Consider the following 15,091-nt stretch of genomic DNA (forward strand, 5'->3'; position numbering starts at 1 on the left):
TATTGTATGTGATTATCTAAAGGAGTAGTTGTAATGCTCACTATTAATCTACTTTGAAAAGTGATCATTGACCATACTAAATTCAACCAAATTTTTAGTGGTTGAATTTAGAAGCATTATTAAAAGAAGTGAGCCGATACTTTGGGGGACATGATAAAAGTAAACAAGCCACATGTAGCAGCTGATGCTTTAGCGATAAGATTAAATGGTGTGTCAAGGGTAAGATTTGTTAATGATACAAGAGAGTTTGATGTGATTAGTGATTTATATATAGCTCAAACAAAACCGCCCCTAAAGTAATTAAATCAAAGTGTAAGATCTCAAATGAAAGCAACATTTGAAGCAGCTAAAGAAACTAACCGTTCTGTATACTATCATTTTGAGGGTGAACCTGCAAAATCAGTAATAAATAAATTAAATGAATATAGTAATCATTATGATGTGAAAGTCATTATAGATACTCAACCTCTTAACTAAAAAATAAGGTAATAAAATGATCGAATATTATGGGTGGATATCATTAAGAAATTCTACATACGAAAACAATGAAAATGAGATGAATTCAATTCTAGATAAACTTACTTCATTCATATCAGAACATGAATTTGAAAATAGTGCAGGATTTATTAAAATCCATAAAGTTAATGGTTGTTGTCAGCTTTTGTTTAGTGGGAATACTAATCATTATTCTCAGGATGTAGCAGAAATTTTTGAGTTATATCAATATGTAGCAAAAATTTCTCAAGGCTCATATGGTTTATTGTATGTTAAAAACGATGAATCTTCGGATAAATTCAATGAATTTGAAGCTTATGTCTTAGCAAGAGGGAAAATAAAAAAAGAAAAAGATCAGTTTTTGTCTCCATGTATTCCTAAAATAGAAGATGATTAAGGTTACATTAATCAAATTGTGAAATTATTTATTTTCTAACTGAAAAATTGAGTATTACGATGAGCATTACTTTATTAGAATTTGCTAGATCACTAGTTGAAGGAAGAATAGCTCCTCAAATTTTTGTTGAAGCTTATATTGAACTCTACCGAATAGAACGAGATAACAACTTGTTGATTAATGATGAAGATAGTATTAATGAATGTTTATTCACCATTTTTTGTTTAGCCGATCTTTATAATCCTGATATCGACAGAGATGAATATAAATTGAATGGTCAACAACTTATTGAGTAAATTGAGCAAGAACTAACAAAGCTAGAATAATTAATAATTTCTTTGTTGATAAAAGATTTTATCTTGATTTCCAAAACACGATAAGAATAATTGAGCTTATTGGCAGTGTCACGGATTTTGTGGTATTTAGCCCACATAAAGAACACCTCTCAAACCTAGTACAAGAATTTCCCGAACTGGCTAACCCAATAACCGAATATTTACAAGCAAACCGGACGATAATTTTGCAGAAAGACGACTAAAAAGTCGTTTAAAACGATTATGAATCGGTGCTTTAGTCAATTGGTCAGTGTGCTTAATTCAAAAATAAAAGATAAAAGATCCTTATCTTGCATCATTTTAGGCATAGTTATATTATGGATAGAGTGCTTTATTATTTAAGGAATGAGTTATGTTAAAATCAATTGATCCAACTACCACTTCATCTTGGAAATCCCTTCAAGCAAGTTATCAAAAGCATCAAAATAAGACCATTGCGCAGATTTTAAAAGAAGAGCCAAAACGAGTTGAAAAACTCAGTATTCCGTTTGAGGATGAGTTTTTGGTTGATCTTTCTAAAAATCGTATTACGCAAGAGACTTTAGCAATACTTTATAAGCTTGCTGATGAATGTGATCTTAAAGGTGCAATTTCAGCTATGTATAGTGGTGAAAAAATTAATCGCACCGAAGATCGTGCTGTTTTACATGTTGCCTTACGTAATGTATCGAATACCCCTATTTATGTTGATGGCAAAAATGTGATGGATGATGTCAATGCGGTATTAGCAAAAATGGAATCATTCAGTAATAAAGTTATTAGCGGTGAGTGGAAAGGGTATACCGGTAAAGCGATAACTGATGTGGTAAATATCGGAATTGGAGGTTCAGATCTTGGACCTGTCATGATTACCGAAGCGTTGCGTCCTTATAAAAATCATTTAAATATGCATTTTGTTTCAAATGTTGACGGAACTCATATTGTTGAAGCATTAAAAGGCTTAAATCCTGAAACAACCTTGTTTTTAGTAGCATCAAAAACATTTACCACACAAGAAACCATGACTAATGCACAAACGGCTCGTTCTTGGTTACTTGATGCGGCTAAAGATGATAAAGCTGTTGCTTTGCATTTTGTTGCGTTATCCACTAATGCCAAAGAAGTTGAAAAATTTGGTATTGATACAGCGAATATGTTTGAATTTTGGGATTGGGTAGGCGGTCGTTACTCTTCTTGGTCTGCGATAGGTTTATCGATCGTTTTATCTATTGGATTTGATAATTTTAAACAATTTTTGGCTGGTGGTCATGCAATGGATAAACACTTCCAAAATACACCAATTGATAAAAATATTCCTGCATTATTAGCTTTAATTGGGATTTGGTATAATAATTTTTATGGTGCTGAGACAGAAGCCATTTTACCTTATGACCAGTATATGCATCGATTTGCTGCCTATTTTCAACAAGGCAATATGGAATCAAACGGTAAAAGTGTCGATCGTAATGGTCATAAAACAACTTATACTACTGGCCCAATCATTTGGGGTGAACCAGGGACCAATGGTCAACATGCATTTTATCAATTAATTCATCAAGGTACTAAACTTATTCCGTGTGATTTTATTGCGCCAGCAATTAGCCATAATCCAGTTGGTGATCATCATCCTAAATTATTATCTAACTTTTTTGCTCAAACTGAGGCATTAGCATTTGGTAAAACCAAAGAACAAGTTGAACAAGAATTTATTGCTGTTGGAAAAACGCTTGATGAGGTTAAAGCAATTGTTCCGTTTAAAGTGTTTGAAGGAAATAAACCGACTAATTCAATTTTAGTTAAGAAAATTACTCCGTATAGCTTGGGTGCATTAGTTGCGATGTATGAGCATAAAATCTTTACTCAAGGTATTATTCTGAATATATTTAGTTTCGACCAATGGGGTGTTGAGTTAGGTAAGCAATTAGCCGGCCGAATTTTACCCGAATTAGCGAGTGATACGCCAGTAACTTCACATGACGATTCAACAAATAATTTGATTAATCAATATAAAAAGTGGCGTTAAACTGATTTAACTTTAGACAGTTAATGAATTGAGCAGAAAAACCTTCAGTTAAACTGAAGGTTTTTTTATGATTATTTTTTCACGCGCATAACAGGTGTTTTACCTGCTTCTACGGTACCAGATAGTTTTGTCAGTTCGACAATACTATCCATATTAGAAATGACAACAGGTGTTAACACTGATTTTGCTTTACTTTCAAGTAGTGGTAAATCAAATTCGATAATGGTGTCACCAACTTTTACTTGTTGACCTTCTTCAGCGATACGGGTAAAACCTTCGCCTTTTAATTCAACAGTGTCAATGCCAAAGTGTACAAATAGCTCAATACCTTCATCTGATTCAATAGCAAACGCATGATTAGTTTCAAAAATTTTGCCAATTCTACCGTTTAGTGGTGCAACAATTTTATTACCAGCAGGTTTAATTGCAATACCATCACCAACGACTTTCTCTGCAAAAACGACATCTGGTACATCTTCGATTTTAACGATTTCGCCACTCAGAGGTGCAATAATTTCGATGCTATCATTGCTATCATCAGATTTGATGAATTGCTTCAATTTATCGAATAACCCCATTATTTTCTCCTAACAAATTTGCTTTTCAGCGTTATATTTTTCGATTAAATCCATAATTTCTTTAGAAGTTGCTTTTTCTAGCACATTGTCTGCAAGTTTTTTCGCTTCTTCAAAATGTGTATTACGAATTAATTTTTTGATTTTAGGAATTGATACTGCACTCATGCTAAATTCATCAAGTCCCATACCAAGTAATAAAATCGTTGCTCGTTCATCACCAGCAAGCTCACCACACATGCCAGTCCATTTACCTTCTTTGTGCGAAGCATCAATGACTTTCTTAATCAGTGTTAAGACAGATGGTGAAAGTGGATTATAAAGATGTGAAATTAATTCGTTACCCCGATCAACCGCTAAAGTGTATTGTGTTAAATCATTGGTTCCAATACTGAAGAAATCAACTTCTTTCGCTAAATGATGAGCAATGACAGCAGCCGCAGGCGTTTCAATCATTACACCAACTTCGATATTTTTATCAAACGCTTTACCTTCGGCAGTTAGTTGTTCTTTGAGGATATTAATTTCAGATTTTAAAATACGAATTTCTTCAACCGATATGATCATCGGGAACATGATACGTAATTTACCAAATGCTGATGCGCGTAATATTGCGCGTAACTGTGCATGGAGTATTTCTTTGCGATCTAAACAGATACGAATTGCACGCCAACCTAAGAATGGGTTTTCTTCTTTTGGTAAATGCATGTAAGGTACATCTTTATCGCCACCAATATCCATTGTTCTGACAATAACAGATAAACCATTCGTTGATTCGGCTACTTCTTTGTAAGCTTTGAATTGTTCGTCTTCGTTAGGATAGGCATCACGATCCATAAATAAAAATTCAGTACGATAAAGACCAACACCTTCATAACCGTTGCGATCCGCACCAGCGATATCACGCACCGTACCAATATTCGCACAAATTTCAACTTGGTGACCATCAAGCGTGACGGCAGGTAAGTCTTTTAATTTTGCTAACTCTTCTTTGTCGGCAATATATTTTGCTTGAACTTGTTTGAGTTTTTCTTGGGTAGTATGATCAGGATTGATATAAATGGCGTTATTTATAGCATCAAGTATAACAAAATCACCTTGTTTAATTGTTTGTGTTGCATTTGATGTACCAACAATTGCCGGAATTTCTAATGAACGAGCCATAATTGAAGTATGGGATGTACGTCCACCTGCATCAGTAATAAAACCAAGTACCATATCTAGATTTAGTTGTGCAGTTTCAGATGGAGTAAGATCTGTTGCAACTAAAATACAAGGTTGGCTAATAGCACTTAAATCGACAATTTCAATCCCTAAAATATTTTTGAGTAAACGTTTGCCAATATCACGAATATCAGCAGCACGCTCTTTTAAGTATTCATCGTCTAAGTTTTCAAGCTCTTTAGCTTGAGTTTCAAATACTGATTGGACAGCGGCATCAGCGGTTGAATGCTTGCTTTGTATACGAGAAATAACTTCTTGCTCCAAATCCTCATCTTCTAAAAGCATAATATGCCCTTCAAAGATAGCAGCTTTATCTTCGCCTAATGTGGATTTTGCTCGTTCCATTATCGCATTTAATTGCTCGCTGGATTTTTGACGAGCATCTTTAAAACGCGCAATTTCAGCATCAATTTTGTTATCTGGAATTGCCCTATTATTAACAACAATAGGTTCTTCTTTTAATAATAGCGCTTTTGCAAAAGCGATACCGGGGGAAACAAGTATACCTGATACCATAACATTTAATCCTTATTCAATTTTAAATCTGTTCTTTATCGCATTTTGGAGCTAATTATTCCAATTCAGGAATTAATTTAACTAGATGATTTACCGCTTCTTTTTCATCTTCGCCTTCTGCTGAAATGGTGATGGTAGTACCTTGTGTTAGACCAAGTGTTTGTAGTTTGAATAGACTTTTAGCACTAGCACTTTTACCATTTGATGTGACGGTAATTTCAGCATTAAAGTTTTTTGCTTCTTTTACAAATTGTGCAGCAGGGCGGGTATGGAGACCATTTGGTGCGGTAATGGTTACATCTTGTTTATACATAATAATTCTACTCCTAAAAATATTTTCATTTACGCGACCAATATAAATAAAAACCGCCTTAATGGCTAGTAACATTTAATCGATCTTTGGAAATTTAGTTAATCTTATTCAAATCAAAATATAGTTGTTATATCCATATTTCTCAATAACGGTAAATTCGAGTGATTCTATCACTACATTTTTTAAATTCTACTTCTCCATGTATACCACGCTTTATATTTTCAAAAACAATTTCTTCACTTCCATCAAGTTGTGACTCTTTTATTTCTTTACTGCAAAATGTTTCAAATCGTTGAAGTTCTTCTTCACCATTACCTAATTGGTAATTATGAGGTAAATCGTGACTTGTTATGAATGTTTGGGTTTTGTTCTGCACGTCAAGGATGATAGTGCCTTTGTTAGATAACCATGAACTACAAGCAGTTAATGATATAGCAAACGCCAGAAGGAGAAGGGAAAATTTCATCACAAATCTTACAATATTCAAAATAATTCCTTTATAAAGCTTAGTAACCTGTTTATTATTTATAGCTAGTTGTGGATTATATACTAATAATTAATGAAAGTGCAGAGTGCTTTTTATTGATATGACAAAATCAGGGTGACATTAATGACCAAAACTGTAAATTATGATGAACTTAATCATGAATTAAACTTAAATAAAATGGGTATTACTGCTGCTGAATTACATGGTTTTATTTCGGGTATTTTAGCCGGAGGCAATCATGATGAAAGTTGGCGCCCTTTAGTTGAAGATATGCTCAATAATGGGCAAAAAATACCAGAATCTTTAAATAAGAAAATGGTGGAACTTTATTGTATTACCAAGCAACAATTTTTGGATGATGATTTTGAATTTCAATTGCTACTTAACGAACATGATCTTTTTTCACAAATAGATGATTTAGTCGGTTGGGTTAACCATTTTTTATTAGGGATTGGATTAGTTCAACCAAAATTAAATCGTATTCAAGGTGATGTAGGTGAAGCAATTTATGATTTAAGGCAAATTGTGAAGCTAGGCTACGATGAAAACGAAGATCAGCAAGAGTTAGGCTTTGCATTTGAAGAGATCAAAGAGTATGTTCGCATGACTTCGATTCTCTGTTTTGATGAATTTAATGAGGCTGATATCGCACCAACCATTCATTAATATTAACTTGTTTTTAAAAGGTTATCACTATGCTAAATATCGATACCAAAAAAGAGCTTTTTTCTCGTCGAGAAAAGCTTCTTTCGCAGATGCAACCTAACAGCGTCGCACTTTTTTTTGCCTCACCCGAAGTCGTCAGAAGCAATGACACGCATTATCCTTATCGGCAAAATAGTGATTTTTGGTATTTTACCTGTTTTGATGAACCCGAAGCCGTATTAGTGATGATTAAACAACAAGATAATCATGTTCGATATGTGCTGTTTAATCGTAAAAAAGACCCTCTGGCTGAAACATGGACAGGCTATCGTTTAGGGCAGCAAGCTGCGTTAGAAACCCTTGGCGTTGATGAAGCGCATCCTTTTGATAAAATTGATACTATTTTGCCTGAGTTGTTGAATGGTAAACAGGCAATTTATCATGCTGATCTGCAATATGATTATGCTGACACGATTGTCAAAAAAGCCCTTACGATTTTAAAACAGGGTGCAAGATTTAAGCTTTCAGCACCCAGTAGCGTAATTGATTGGCGTCCTATTGTGCATGAAATGCGGATGTTTAAATCTAATTTTGAAATAGACCTTTTACGTCAAGCGTGCAAAATTAGTGCCCAAGCCCACTGTCGAGCCATGCGTAGCTGTAAACCTTCGATGTATGAATATCAGTTAGAAGCAGAAATTTTACATGAATTTGCCTGGCATGGTGCGCGTTCTCCTTCCTATAATACGATTGTAGGAGCCGGAAACAATGGTTGTATATTGCATTATGAAAATAACAGTGCGCTTTTAAACGAGGGTGATTTAGTGTTAATCGATGCCGGCTGTGAATATCAATATTATGCAGGGGATATAACACGGACTTTTCCTGTTAATGGTCAATTTAGCCAAGCGCAACGGGATATTTATAACATTGTTTTAGCTGCTCAATATCAAGCAATTGATCTGTTAAAACCTGGAACATCGATTATGGAAGTAAATGATCATGTTGTGAAAACTATGGTGACGGGCTTAGTTAAATTAGGCATTATGCAAGGGGATGTCGATTCGCTCATTGCTGATAAAGCTTATACCGCATTTTATATGCATGGTTTAGGGCATTGGCTCGGCATTGATGTGCATGATGTCGGTAGTGGAAGGGATCGTATTTTAGAGCCGGGTATGGTGTTGACTGTTGAGCCGGGGCTTTACATCAATCACGATGCAGATGTGCCGGAGTGTTATAAAGGTATTGGTATTCGTATTGAAGATAATATTTTAATCACAACATCGGGTAATGAAGTATTGACCAGTGATGTGCCAAAAGAACCAGAGCAAATCGAAAAATTGATGTTATTGGATCAATAATCTTATCGCTAAAGCAATAATCTTCTAACTGTGATTATTGCTTTTGTTTTGATTACAGATAATAAAATCGTATTTTATTATTTTAAGAAACTGTTCAGACCATTAATTATCTAATCTGATTGATTTATCCCGATTAAAAATTATTTTTATTTTTAAATCTTTTGCTATTTTACCTTCGTATTTCCACGTTTTCATCGCTGTGATAACTGAACGATTAAAAATATTGTTCGGTTTGGTTTCGATAATTCGAATATTTTCGACCCGCCCATTACTATTGATATCAAAGAGTACAACGACATAGCCTTCTATGCGCATATCAAGTGCCCGACGAGGATATTCTGGCTGATTACGACTAATTGGCGAGGGATTACCGGAATGTTGACGGCTATCAGAAATGGAAGATGCGACGGCTGTTTTGGCAAAGTTATCCGTGATCACTTCTTGTCTGACTTGCTGACGAGACTCTTTTTGAATCGGTTTGGATTCCGTTCTTGGTTTGGGTTTTGGCTTCGGTTTCGGTTTTTGCTCGATGACAATGTTATTTTCGGGCATGACTTCCGGTTTTTTTTCAACGATAGGTTCCGGTTTTTCTTCATTAGTCATTTGGGTTTCAATAACTGGCTCAACTAACGGTTCTGGTATTGGTTTATTATCGATAATGTCACTTTCTTTTACACCTTTGATATCAGGTGTATTTTCAACTAATGATTGTTCAGGCGCTGCCATTTGCGATATATCAATCATGATCGCTTTAATTGAGTTGTCACCTTCATCAACGATGATATTTTTGGCAAAAAGCATAGGGCTGAACAGCAACGCCAGTAAAAATAGATGTGACACAATCGAAAGTGACGTGAATAAATAAACACTCTTGGGTTTGATATGTGTTGGCGATTGAGGCGCTTTTTCGTTGCTAATGTCTATATCAAAATTGATTTTCATAACAATTATCATGTTTAACTTAAGGTAATCATTCTAAATGAAAATGCTTATCATTTGTAGTCTTTTTTAAAATATGCTAATCCAACACCTTGTTGCTCGGCAATATTTATCAGATAATAGCAATTAAATATCTATTTTTTTAGTGGTTTGGGTGATGAATAATCCTTCAATGAGTCAAATACTCGATCTTGTAAAAGATGACTTGGTTAAAGTTAATGAGGCAATTCAGGCGGAACTTAGTTCGGATGTTGTGCTTATTAATCAATTAGGTAATTATATTATTAGTAGTGGCGGTAAGCGTATTCGCCCTATTATTGCGTTGTTAGTTGCCAAAGCACTTAATTATCAAGGTGACAAGCACATCGTTGCCGCTGCGTTCATTGAATTTATTCATACTGCTACATTATTACATGACGATGTCGTTGATGAGTCCGATCTCAGGCGTGGAAAGTCAACCGCGAATGCATTATTTGGTAATGCAGCCAGTGTTTTAGTTGGTGATTATATTTATACGCGTTCTTTCCAAATGATGGTACGGACTGAATCTTTCAAAGTGTTAACTATTATGTCGGCAGCAACAAATGTGATTGCTGAAGGTGAAGTGCAACAATTAATCAATTGTAATGATCCCGATATTACTAAAGAACAATATTTAGAAGTCATTTATCGTAAAACCGCTCGTTTGTTTGAAGCAACTTCGCATTCGGCAGCGGTATTAGCTGGCGCCAATGCAGAACAAGAATTTGCCTTACAAGAATATGGAAAATATTTAGGTACGGCCTTCCAAATTATTGATGATTTATTAGATTATAGTGCTGATAGTAATCAAACCTTAGGTAAGAATTTGGGTGATGATCTTAATGAAGGCAAACCAACTTTACCATTGTTACATGCGATGCGTCATTGTCAAAATGCTGAGGAAGCCAAGTTGATTCGTCAAGCCATCGAGCAAGGAAACGGGCGACATTTGTTGGATCGTATTTTGCAGATCATGAATGAGTGTGGTTCACTTGAATATACTTTACAAATAGCACAGCAAGAAGCCCAAAAGGCTTTTGATGTGATTGCTATCCTGCCAGACTCTCCCTATAAAAAAGCATTGCAAGATCTCGCATTGCTCTCAGTAAAAAGAGAAAATTGACAGGAGTTAAATCGAAGTATGGATTGAAAACATTCCTACTCGTACTTATATGGACATTTTATATTAAATCATCATTAGCAATGATCAAAAATTGATTTCTTTAGATTTCATTGTATGTTGTGAAATGACGAGCAATTTTTTCTGATTATATTAACAAGGTAATTAGGCATGTTTAAACGATCTTGGCCGGTCTTTATTATTTTTATTTCTATGATTTCGTTACAATCAAGTGCATCTATGGCCAAATATCTTTTTCCAGTATTAGGCCCTGAAGGGATGACTGCTTGGCGATTAACTTTTTCATCCTTGATGCTTATCATTATTTTTAAACCATGGCGTAAACCCATTACTAAACAAGCTTTTAAGTATGTGTTTTTATATGGTGTAGCAACCGGTTGCATGAATTTGGCTTTTTATAGTGCCATTGCCAGAATTCCGCTTGGTATTACCGTTGCGATAGAACTTACTGGACCGATAGTTGTCGCAATGTGTTATTCGCGTCGGTTAGTTGATTTTATTTGGTTAGGCGTTGCAGTTATCGGGCTTGCGATACTTTTACCGATTCATCAAGCTTCTGGTGATTTAGATCCCGTTGGCATTTTAATGGCATTATTAGCCGGTTCAGGTTGGGCATGTTATATTGTCTTTGGGCGTAAAGCTGGGGCATTATATGGTTCATCAAGTGTTGCGATAGGGTCTTTAATAGCGTCTTTATTTGTATTTCCTATTGGTGTGTGGGATAGTGGGAGTGCTATGTTTTCTTTGGAACTTCTTCCTTTAGTGTTTGTGGTTTCATTATTGGCGTCGGCCATTCCTTATGGATTAGATATGATAGCGTTGCCAAGATTACCCGCTCAAACATTTAGTACATTAATGAGTTTGTCGCCAGTTTTTGCTGCTTTGTCAGGCTTCATTGTTTTGCAAGAGCAATTAACGCGTTATCAATGGTTAGCCATTACATTTATTATTGTTTCATCAATCGGGACGGTATTGACAATGAGCCGACCAACTAAAATTAAATCGGTTAATCCATAATGTTTTTACCAGCATTACGCAGATTAATACGCAATGCTCGTGTAAATATCGCTTGTTATACTTTGTTTAAAGCATAACAAGCGAGTTGATATCAGCTTATTAGCGGTGAGGGAAGCCCATTCCGCCACCCATAAGTCCTTTCATTTGGCGCATCATTTTCATCATGCCGCCGCCTTTCATTTTTTTCATCATTTTTTGCATATCTTCAAACTGTTTAAGTAGTTTGTTGACGTCTTGTACTTGAGTACCTGATCCATTAGCAATTCGACGTTTTCGAGATCCTTTGATGATTTCAGGATTGGCTCTTTCTTTTAACGTCATTGAGCTAATAATCGCCTCCATTTTAATGGTAATTTTATCGTCCATTTGCGCTTTAATGTGTTCAGGTAGTTGCCCCGCACCGGGAAGTTTTGCCAACATAGCTCCCATTCCACCCATATTTCGCATCTGTTTAAGTTGATCTTGGAAATCGTTAAAATCGAACTTGTCGCCTTTTTTTAACTTCTTGGCAATTTTTTCTGCTTTTTCACGATCAACATTTTGTTGCAATTCTTCGATTAAGGAGATGACATCTCCCATACCTAAAATTCGTGAAGCAATACGATCTGGGAAGAATGGCTCTAAAGCATCTGTTTTTTCTCCCATTCCTAAGAATTTAATCGGTTTACCCGTAATATGACGAATTGATAATGCCGCACCACCACGGGCATCGCCATCCACCTTGGTTAAAATCACACCGGTAAGTGGCAAGGCATCATTGAAGGCTTTTGCGGTATTGGCGGCATCCTGCCCTGTCATTGCATCAACAACAAATAACGTTTCGATTGGATTGATAGCCTGATGCAGTTCTTTGATTTCATCCATCATGTTGCTATCAATATGTAAGCGTCCCGCTGTATCGACAATTAACACATCGAAGAACTGAAGTTTAGCGTGAGAAATGGCTTTATTAACAATATTCACTGGTTTTTCATGAATATCCGATGGGAAAAATTCCACATCAATGGCTTTTGCAAGCGTTTCTAATTGTTTAATTGCAGCCGGACGATAGACGTCAGCAGACACAACCAGCACTTTCTTTTTTTGCTTTTCTTTTAAAAATTTAGCTAATTTAGCGACGCTGGTGGTTTTACCTGCCCCTTGCAAACCAGCCATCAAAATAACAGCGGGGGGCTGTGTTGCCAAATTGAGGGTGCTATTAACTTCACCCATAGCCGAAGTGAGTTCAGCCTGCACTATTTTGATAAATTCTTGACCCGGTGTTAAGCTTTTAGAAACGTCCAGACCAACGGCTTTTTCTTTTACTTGATTAATAAATTCACGTACAACAGGAAGTGCTACGTCGGCTTCAAGTAATGCCATACGTACATCACGTAGTGCTTCTTTTATATTATCTTCAGACAGTCGTCCTCGACCACTGATATTACGGAATGTCTGCGATAAACGGTCGGTTAAATTCTCAAACATGTTAACTCTCAATAAACAAAAAAATTGTGATTATCATAACAGAAAATCTTAAGAAGTCCCATGATCATAATTTTGTTCTTACTTGACACTAAATAGTGTTCCTGTTCAAATGTTGAAAATTAACTTAGCATAATATTCCCCTTTATTTTTTTTAGCAAGGGCAGATGATTACAGGAGATATTGATATGAAAAAAATCATTAATACAGATAACGCACCCGCAGCAATAGGACCTTATGTACAAGGCGTTGATTTGGGCAATATGTTATTTGCATCCGGACAAATACCGTTAGATCCAGTTACCGGTAAAATGTCAGATTGTGTCAAAGAACAAGCTAAACAAAGTTTAGCAAATGTAGAAGCTATTATCACGGCGGCGGGTTATCAAGTTAGTGATATCGTTAAAACCACCATTTTTTTAGCTGATATGAATGATTTTGCGGCCGTTAATGCAATTTATGAAGCCTTTTTTACAGAACATCATGCTGCGTTTCCTGCTCGTTCTTGCGTACAAGTCGCCAGAATACCCAAAGATGCTAAGGTTGAAATTGAAGTCATTGCTGTAAAATAAACGCAATACATCCTTTACTCTGAAAAATTTTGGACTTATACCTAGTGCCCAAATCGAATTGGTGTAGTCACTTGGTGACTACTTTTTAATTGCATGAATTTTCGCCCTTCATTTCCGCTTTTTTTAGATAATCCTATAAGGTAGTCAGTATACTCGTTTAGGTGGACAAACATCTTTTATGATCAGCAATATCTAAAGAAATTTTATCGTTTAAGCTTTGCCATATTTATCTTTTTTTACATTAATCATTCAAGTGAATGATTAATCATACCCAGAACGTGTAAACTTCTATTTAATGATTGATTGCCGATTGAGTTGATGCAATAATCTACAATTATTTATTATTAGTTGCCGTGTAATTAGGTTGCGAATATGTTTGAAAAAGTTGAGTCGTACGCAGGGGATCCTATTTTATCATTAGTTGCTGAGTTTAATCAGGATAACCGAATGAATAAAACAAATTTAAGTATCGGTTATTATTATGATGAAAACAGTGTTGTACCTCAATTAGCATGTGTAAAAGCTGCACGGGATTTTATCTATCAAAACGATAAAACTGCATCACTTTATTTACCGATGAGTGGATTACCTGATTATTGTCGAGCTATTCAATGTTTGCTATTTGGTGAAGCACACAGCGCTCTTAAAGATAAACGCATTGCAACCATTCAAACTTTAGGTGGTTCAGGTGCATTAAAAATAGGTGCTGATTTTTTGTTTCGCTATTTTCCGAAATCAGAAGTTTGGGTCAGTGATCCAACATGGGAAAATCATATAGACATTTTTCATGGTGCTGGATTTAAGGTAAATAAATATCCGTATTTTGATTCACAAACTTGTGGCGTTAAGTTTGATGCAATGCTTGAAACTTTACATCAATTACCGGCTAAAAGCGTTGTTTTGCTACACCCTTGTTGTCATAATCCAACCGGTGCCGATTTAACACATGCACAGTGGGATCAGGTTATTGATATATTAAAAACACGCGATCTTATTCCCTTTATGGATATTGCCTATCAAGGATTTGGTAAGAGTATCGAAGATGATGCATATGCAATTAGACGAGTGGCAGAGTTAGGGATATGTGGTTTTGTGTGTAACTCTTTTTCAAAAACATTTTCGTTATATGGTGAAAGAGTGGGTGGTTTATCCGTTTTATGTGATAACAGCGAAGTCGCTAATCGTGTACTTGGTCAACTTCAAGCAACCGTACGTCGAAATTATTCAAGTCCTGCGGCCTATGGTGCTCATCTTGTTAGTTATATTTTGAATAATGTCGAACTTAAAACCCAATGGATTAATGAAGTTACTGCAATGCGTGAACGTATTATCTCAATGCGAATAAAGCTTGTTGAATTACTAAATAAGTTAGTACCCGAAAACAATTTTGATTATCTGATCAAACAGCGAGGTATGTTTAGTTATACTGGATTTTCTGAAGAACAAGTCACACATTTAAAAAATAACTTTGCTGTTTATTTGGTGGGCAGTGGACGGATGTGTGTGGCGGGTTTAAATCACCATAATATTCATCGAGTAGCAGAAGCGTTTGCTACATTAAAATAACCATGTAATTAATTAGAG

The 15,091-nt window shown here is 35.5% G+C and carries 15 protein-coding genes and 1 pseudogene; 10 read left to right on the forward strand and 6 right to left on the reverse strand.

Annotated elements, in window-relative coordinates; all coding sequences use genetic code 11:
- Nucleotides 1-150: 150 nt before the first annotated feature.
- From J3U35_RS08480 to pgi, 4 genes and pseudogenes are all read left to right on the forward strand, one after another.
- Nucleotides 151-477, forward strand: a pseudogene (locus J3U35_RS08480) (restriction endonuclease fold toxin).
- Nucleotides 478-493: 16 nt separating this feature from the next.
- A complete protein-coding gene (locus tag J3U35_RS08485) occupies nucleotides 494-892 on the forward strand; it encodes an Imm7 family immunity protein (protein WP_267360772.1) in 399 nt (132 codons plus the stop codon).
- Between the two features lie 59 nt (nucleotides 893-951).
- Complete coding sequence (locus J3U35_RS08490) at nucleotides 952-1,188, forward strand: colicin immunity domain-containing protein (RefSeq protein ID WP_267360774.1); 237 nt, start codon at nucleotides 952-954, stop codon at nucleotides 1,186-1,188.
- A 391-nt stretch (nucleotides 1,189-1,579) separates the two neighbouring features.
- On the forward strand, nucleotides 1,580-3,229 hold the full coding sequence (gene pgi, locus J3U35_RS08495) for a glucose-6-phosphate isomerase (protein WP_267360776.1): 1,650 nt from the start codon (nucleotides 1,580-1,582) through the stop codon (nucleotides 3,227-3,229).
- A 71-nt stretch (nucleotides 3,230-3,300) separates the two neighbouring features.
- Here pgi and crr read toward each other — a convergent pair whose 3' ends face one another.
- The 4 genes from crr to J3U35_RS08515 all read right to left on the reverse strand — a co-directional run bounded on the left by crr (nucleotide 3,301) and on the right by J3U35_RS08515 (nucleotide 6,344).
- Nucleotides 3,301-3,807 (reverse strand): PTS glucose transporter subunit IIA, encoded by a 507-nt coding sequence (gene crr, locus J3U35_RS08500; protein WP_267352124.1) that lies wholly within the window; start codon nucleotides 3,805-3,807, stop codon nucleotides 3,301-3,303.
- Between the two features lie 9 nt (nucleotides 3,808-3,816).
- The gene (ptsI, locus tag J3U35_RS08505) at nucleotides 3,817-5,544 is read right to left on the reverse strand and encodes a phosphoenolpyruvate-protein phosphotransferase PtsI (RefSeq protein ID WP_065559774.1); all 1,728 of its coding nucleotides are present in this window, start codon (nucleotides 5,542-5,544) and stop codon (nucleotides 3,817-3,819) included.
- A gap of 55 nt (nucleotides 5,545-5,599) precedes the next feature.
- Entirely contained in the window at nucleotides 5,600-5,857 is a 258-nt protein-coding gene (ptsH, locus tag J3U35_RS08510) for a phosphocarrier protein Hpr (protein WP_065559773.1), read from the reverse strand.
- Nucleotides 5,858-5,999: 142 nt separating this feature from the next.
- On the reverse strand, nucleotides 6,000-6,344 hold the full coding sequence (locus J3U35_RS08515) for a hypothetical protein (RefSeq protein WP_267352127.1): 345 nt from the start codon (nucleotides 6,342-6,344) through the stop codon (nucleotides 6,000-6,002).
- A 123-nt stretch (nucleotides 6,345-6,467) separates the two neighbouring features.
- On the opposite strand from J3U35_RS08515, the gene J3U35_RS08520 reads away from it, so the two are divergent.
- Together J3U35_RS08520 and pepP are read left to right on the forward strand one after the other, a co-directional pair.
- Nucleotides 6,468-7,010: a UPF0149 family protein gene (locus tag J3U35_RS08520; protein WP_267352129.1), complete on the forward strand. Its 543-nt coding sequence runs from the start codon at nucleotides 6,468-6,470 to the stop codon at nucleotides 7,008-7,010.
- A gap of 29 nt (nucleotides 7,011-7,039) precedes the next feature.
- Nucleotides 7,040-8,353 carry a Xaa-Pro aminopeptidase gene (gene pepP / locus J3U35_RS08525; protein WP_267360778.1) on the forward strand — a complete coding sequence of 438 codons (1,314 nt, stop codon included), beginning with the start codon at nucleotides 7,040-7,042 and terminating at the stop codon, nucleotides 8,351-8,353.
- Between the two features lie 102 nt (nucleotides 8,354-8,455).
- On the opposite strand, the gene J3U35_RS08530 is transcribed toward pepP, so the two are convergent.
- On the reverse strand, nucleotides 8,456-9,295 hold the full coding sequence (locus J3U35_RS08530) for a TonB family protein (RefSeq protein ID WP_267360780.1): 840 nt from the start codon (nucleotides 9,293-9,295) through the stop codon (nucleotides 8,456-8,458).
- Between the two features lie 154 nt (nucleotides 9,296-9,449).
- Here J3U35_RS08530 and ispB point away from each other — a divergent pair, with 154 nt between their 5' ends.
- On the forward strand, nucleotides 9,450-10,436 hold the full coding sequence (gene ispB / locus J3U35_RS08535) for an octaprenyl diphosphate synthase (RefSeq protein WP_267352134.1): 987 nt from the start codon (nucleotides 9,450-9,452) through the stop codon (nucleotides 10,434-10,436).
- A 168-nt stretch (nucleotides 10,437-10,604) separates the two neighbouring features.
- The gene (locus tag J3U35_RS08540; RefSeq protein ID WP_220215998.1) at nucleotides 10,605-11,471 is read left to right on the forward strand and encodes an EamA family transporter; all 867 of its coding nucleotides are present in this window, start codon (nucleotides 10,605-10,607) and stop codon (nucleotides 11,469-11,471) included.
- A gap of 99 nt (nucleotides 11,472-11,570) precedes the next feature.
- Here the strand turns inward: J3U35_RS08540 and ffh are convergent, their stop codons facing one another.
- Nucleotides 11,571-12,938: a signal recognition particle protein gene (ffh, locus tag J3U35_RS08545; protein WP_267352135.1), complete on the reverse strand. Its 1,368-nt coding sequence runs from the start codon at nucleotides 12,936-12,938 to the stop codon at nucleotides 11,571-11,573.
- 185 nt (nucleotides 12,939-13,123) lie between these two features.
- On the opposite strand from ffh, the gene J3U35_RS08550 reads away from it, so the two are divergent.
- Nucleotides 13,124-13,507 carry a RidA family protein gene (locus J3U35_RS08550; protein WP_267360782.1) on the forward strand — a complete coding sequence of 128 codons (384 nt, stop codon included), beginning with the start codon at nucleotides 13,124-13,126 and terminating at the stop codon, nucleotides 13,505-13,507.
- Between the two features lie 372 nt (nucleotides 13,508-13,879).
- A complete protein-coding gene (locus J3U35_RS08555; RefSeq protein WP_267360784.1) occupies nucleotides 13,880-15,073 on the forward strand; it encodes an aromatic amino acid transaminase in 1,194 nt (397 codons plus the stop codon).
- Nucleotides 15,074-15,091 lie beyond the last annotated feature (18 nt).

The organism is Gilliamella sp. B2717, assembly GCF_026536675.1.
GTDB classification, from domain to species: Bacteria; Pseudomonadota; Gammaproteobacteria; order Enterobacterales; family Orbaceae; genus Gilliamella; species Gilliamella apicola_I.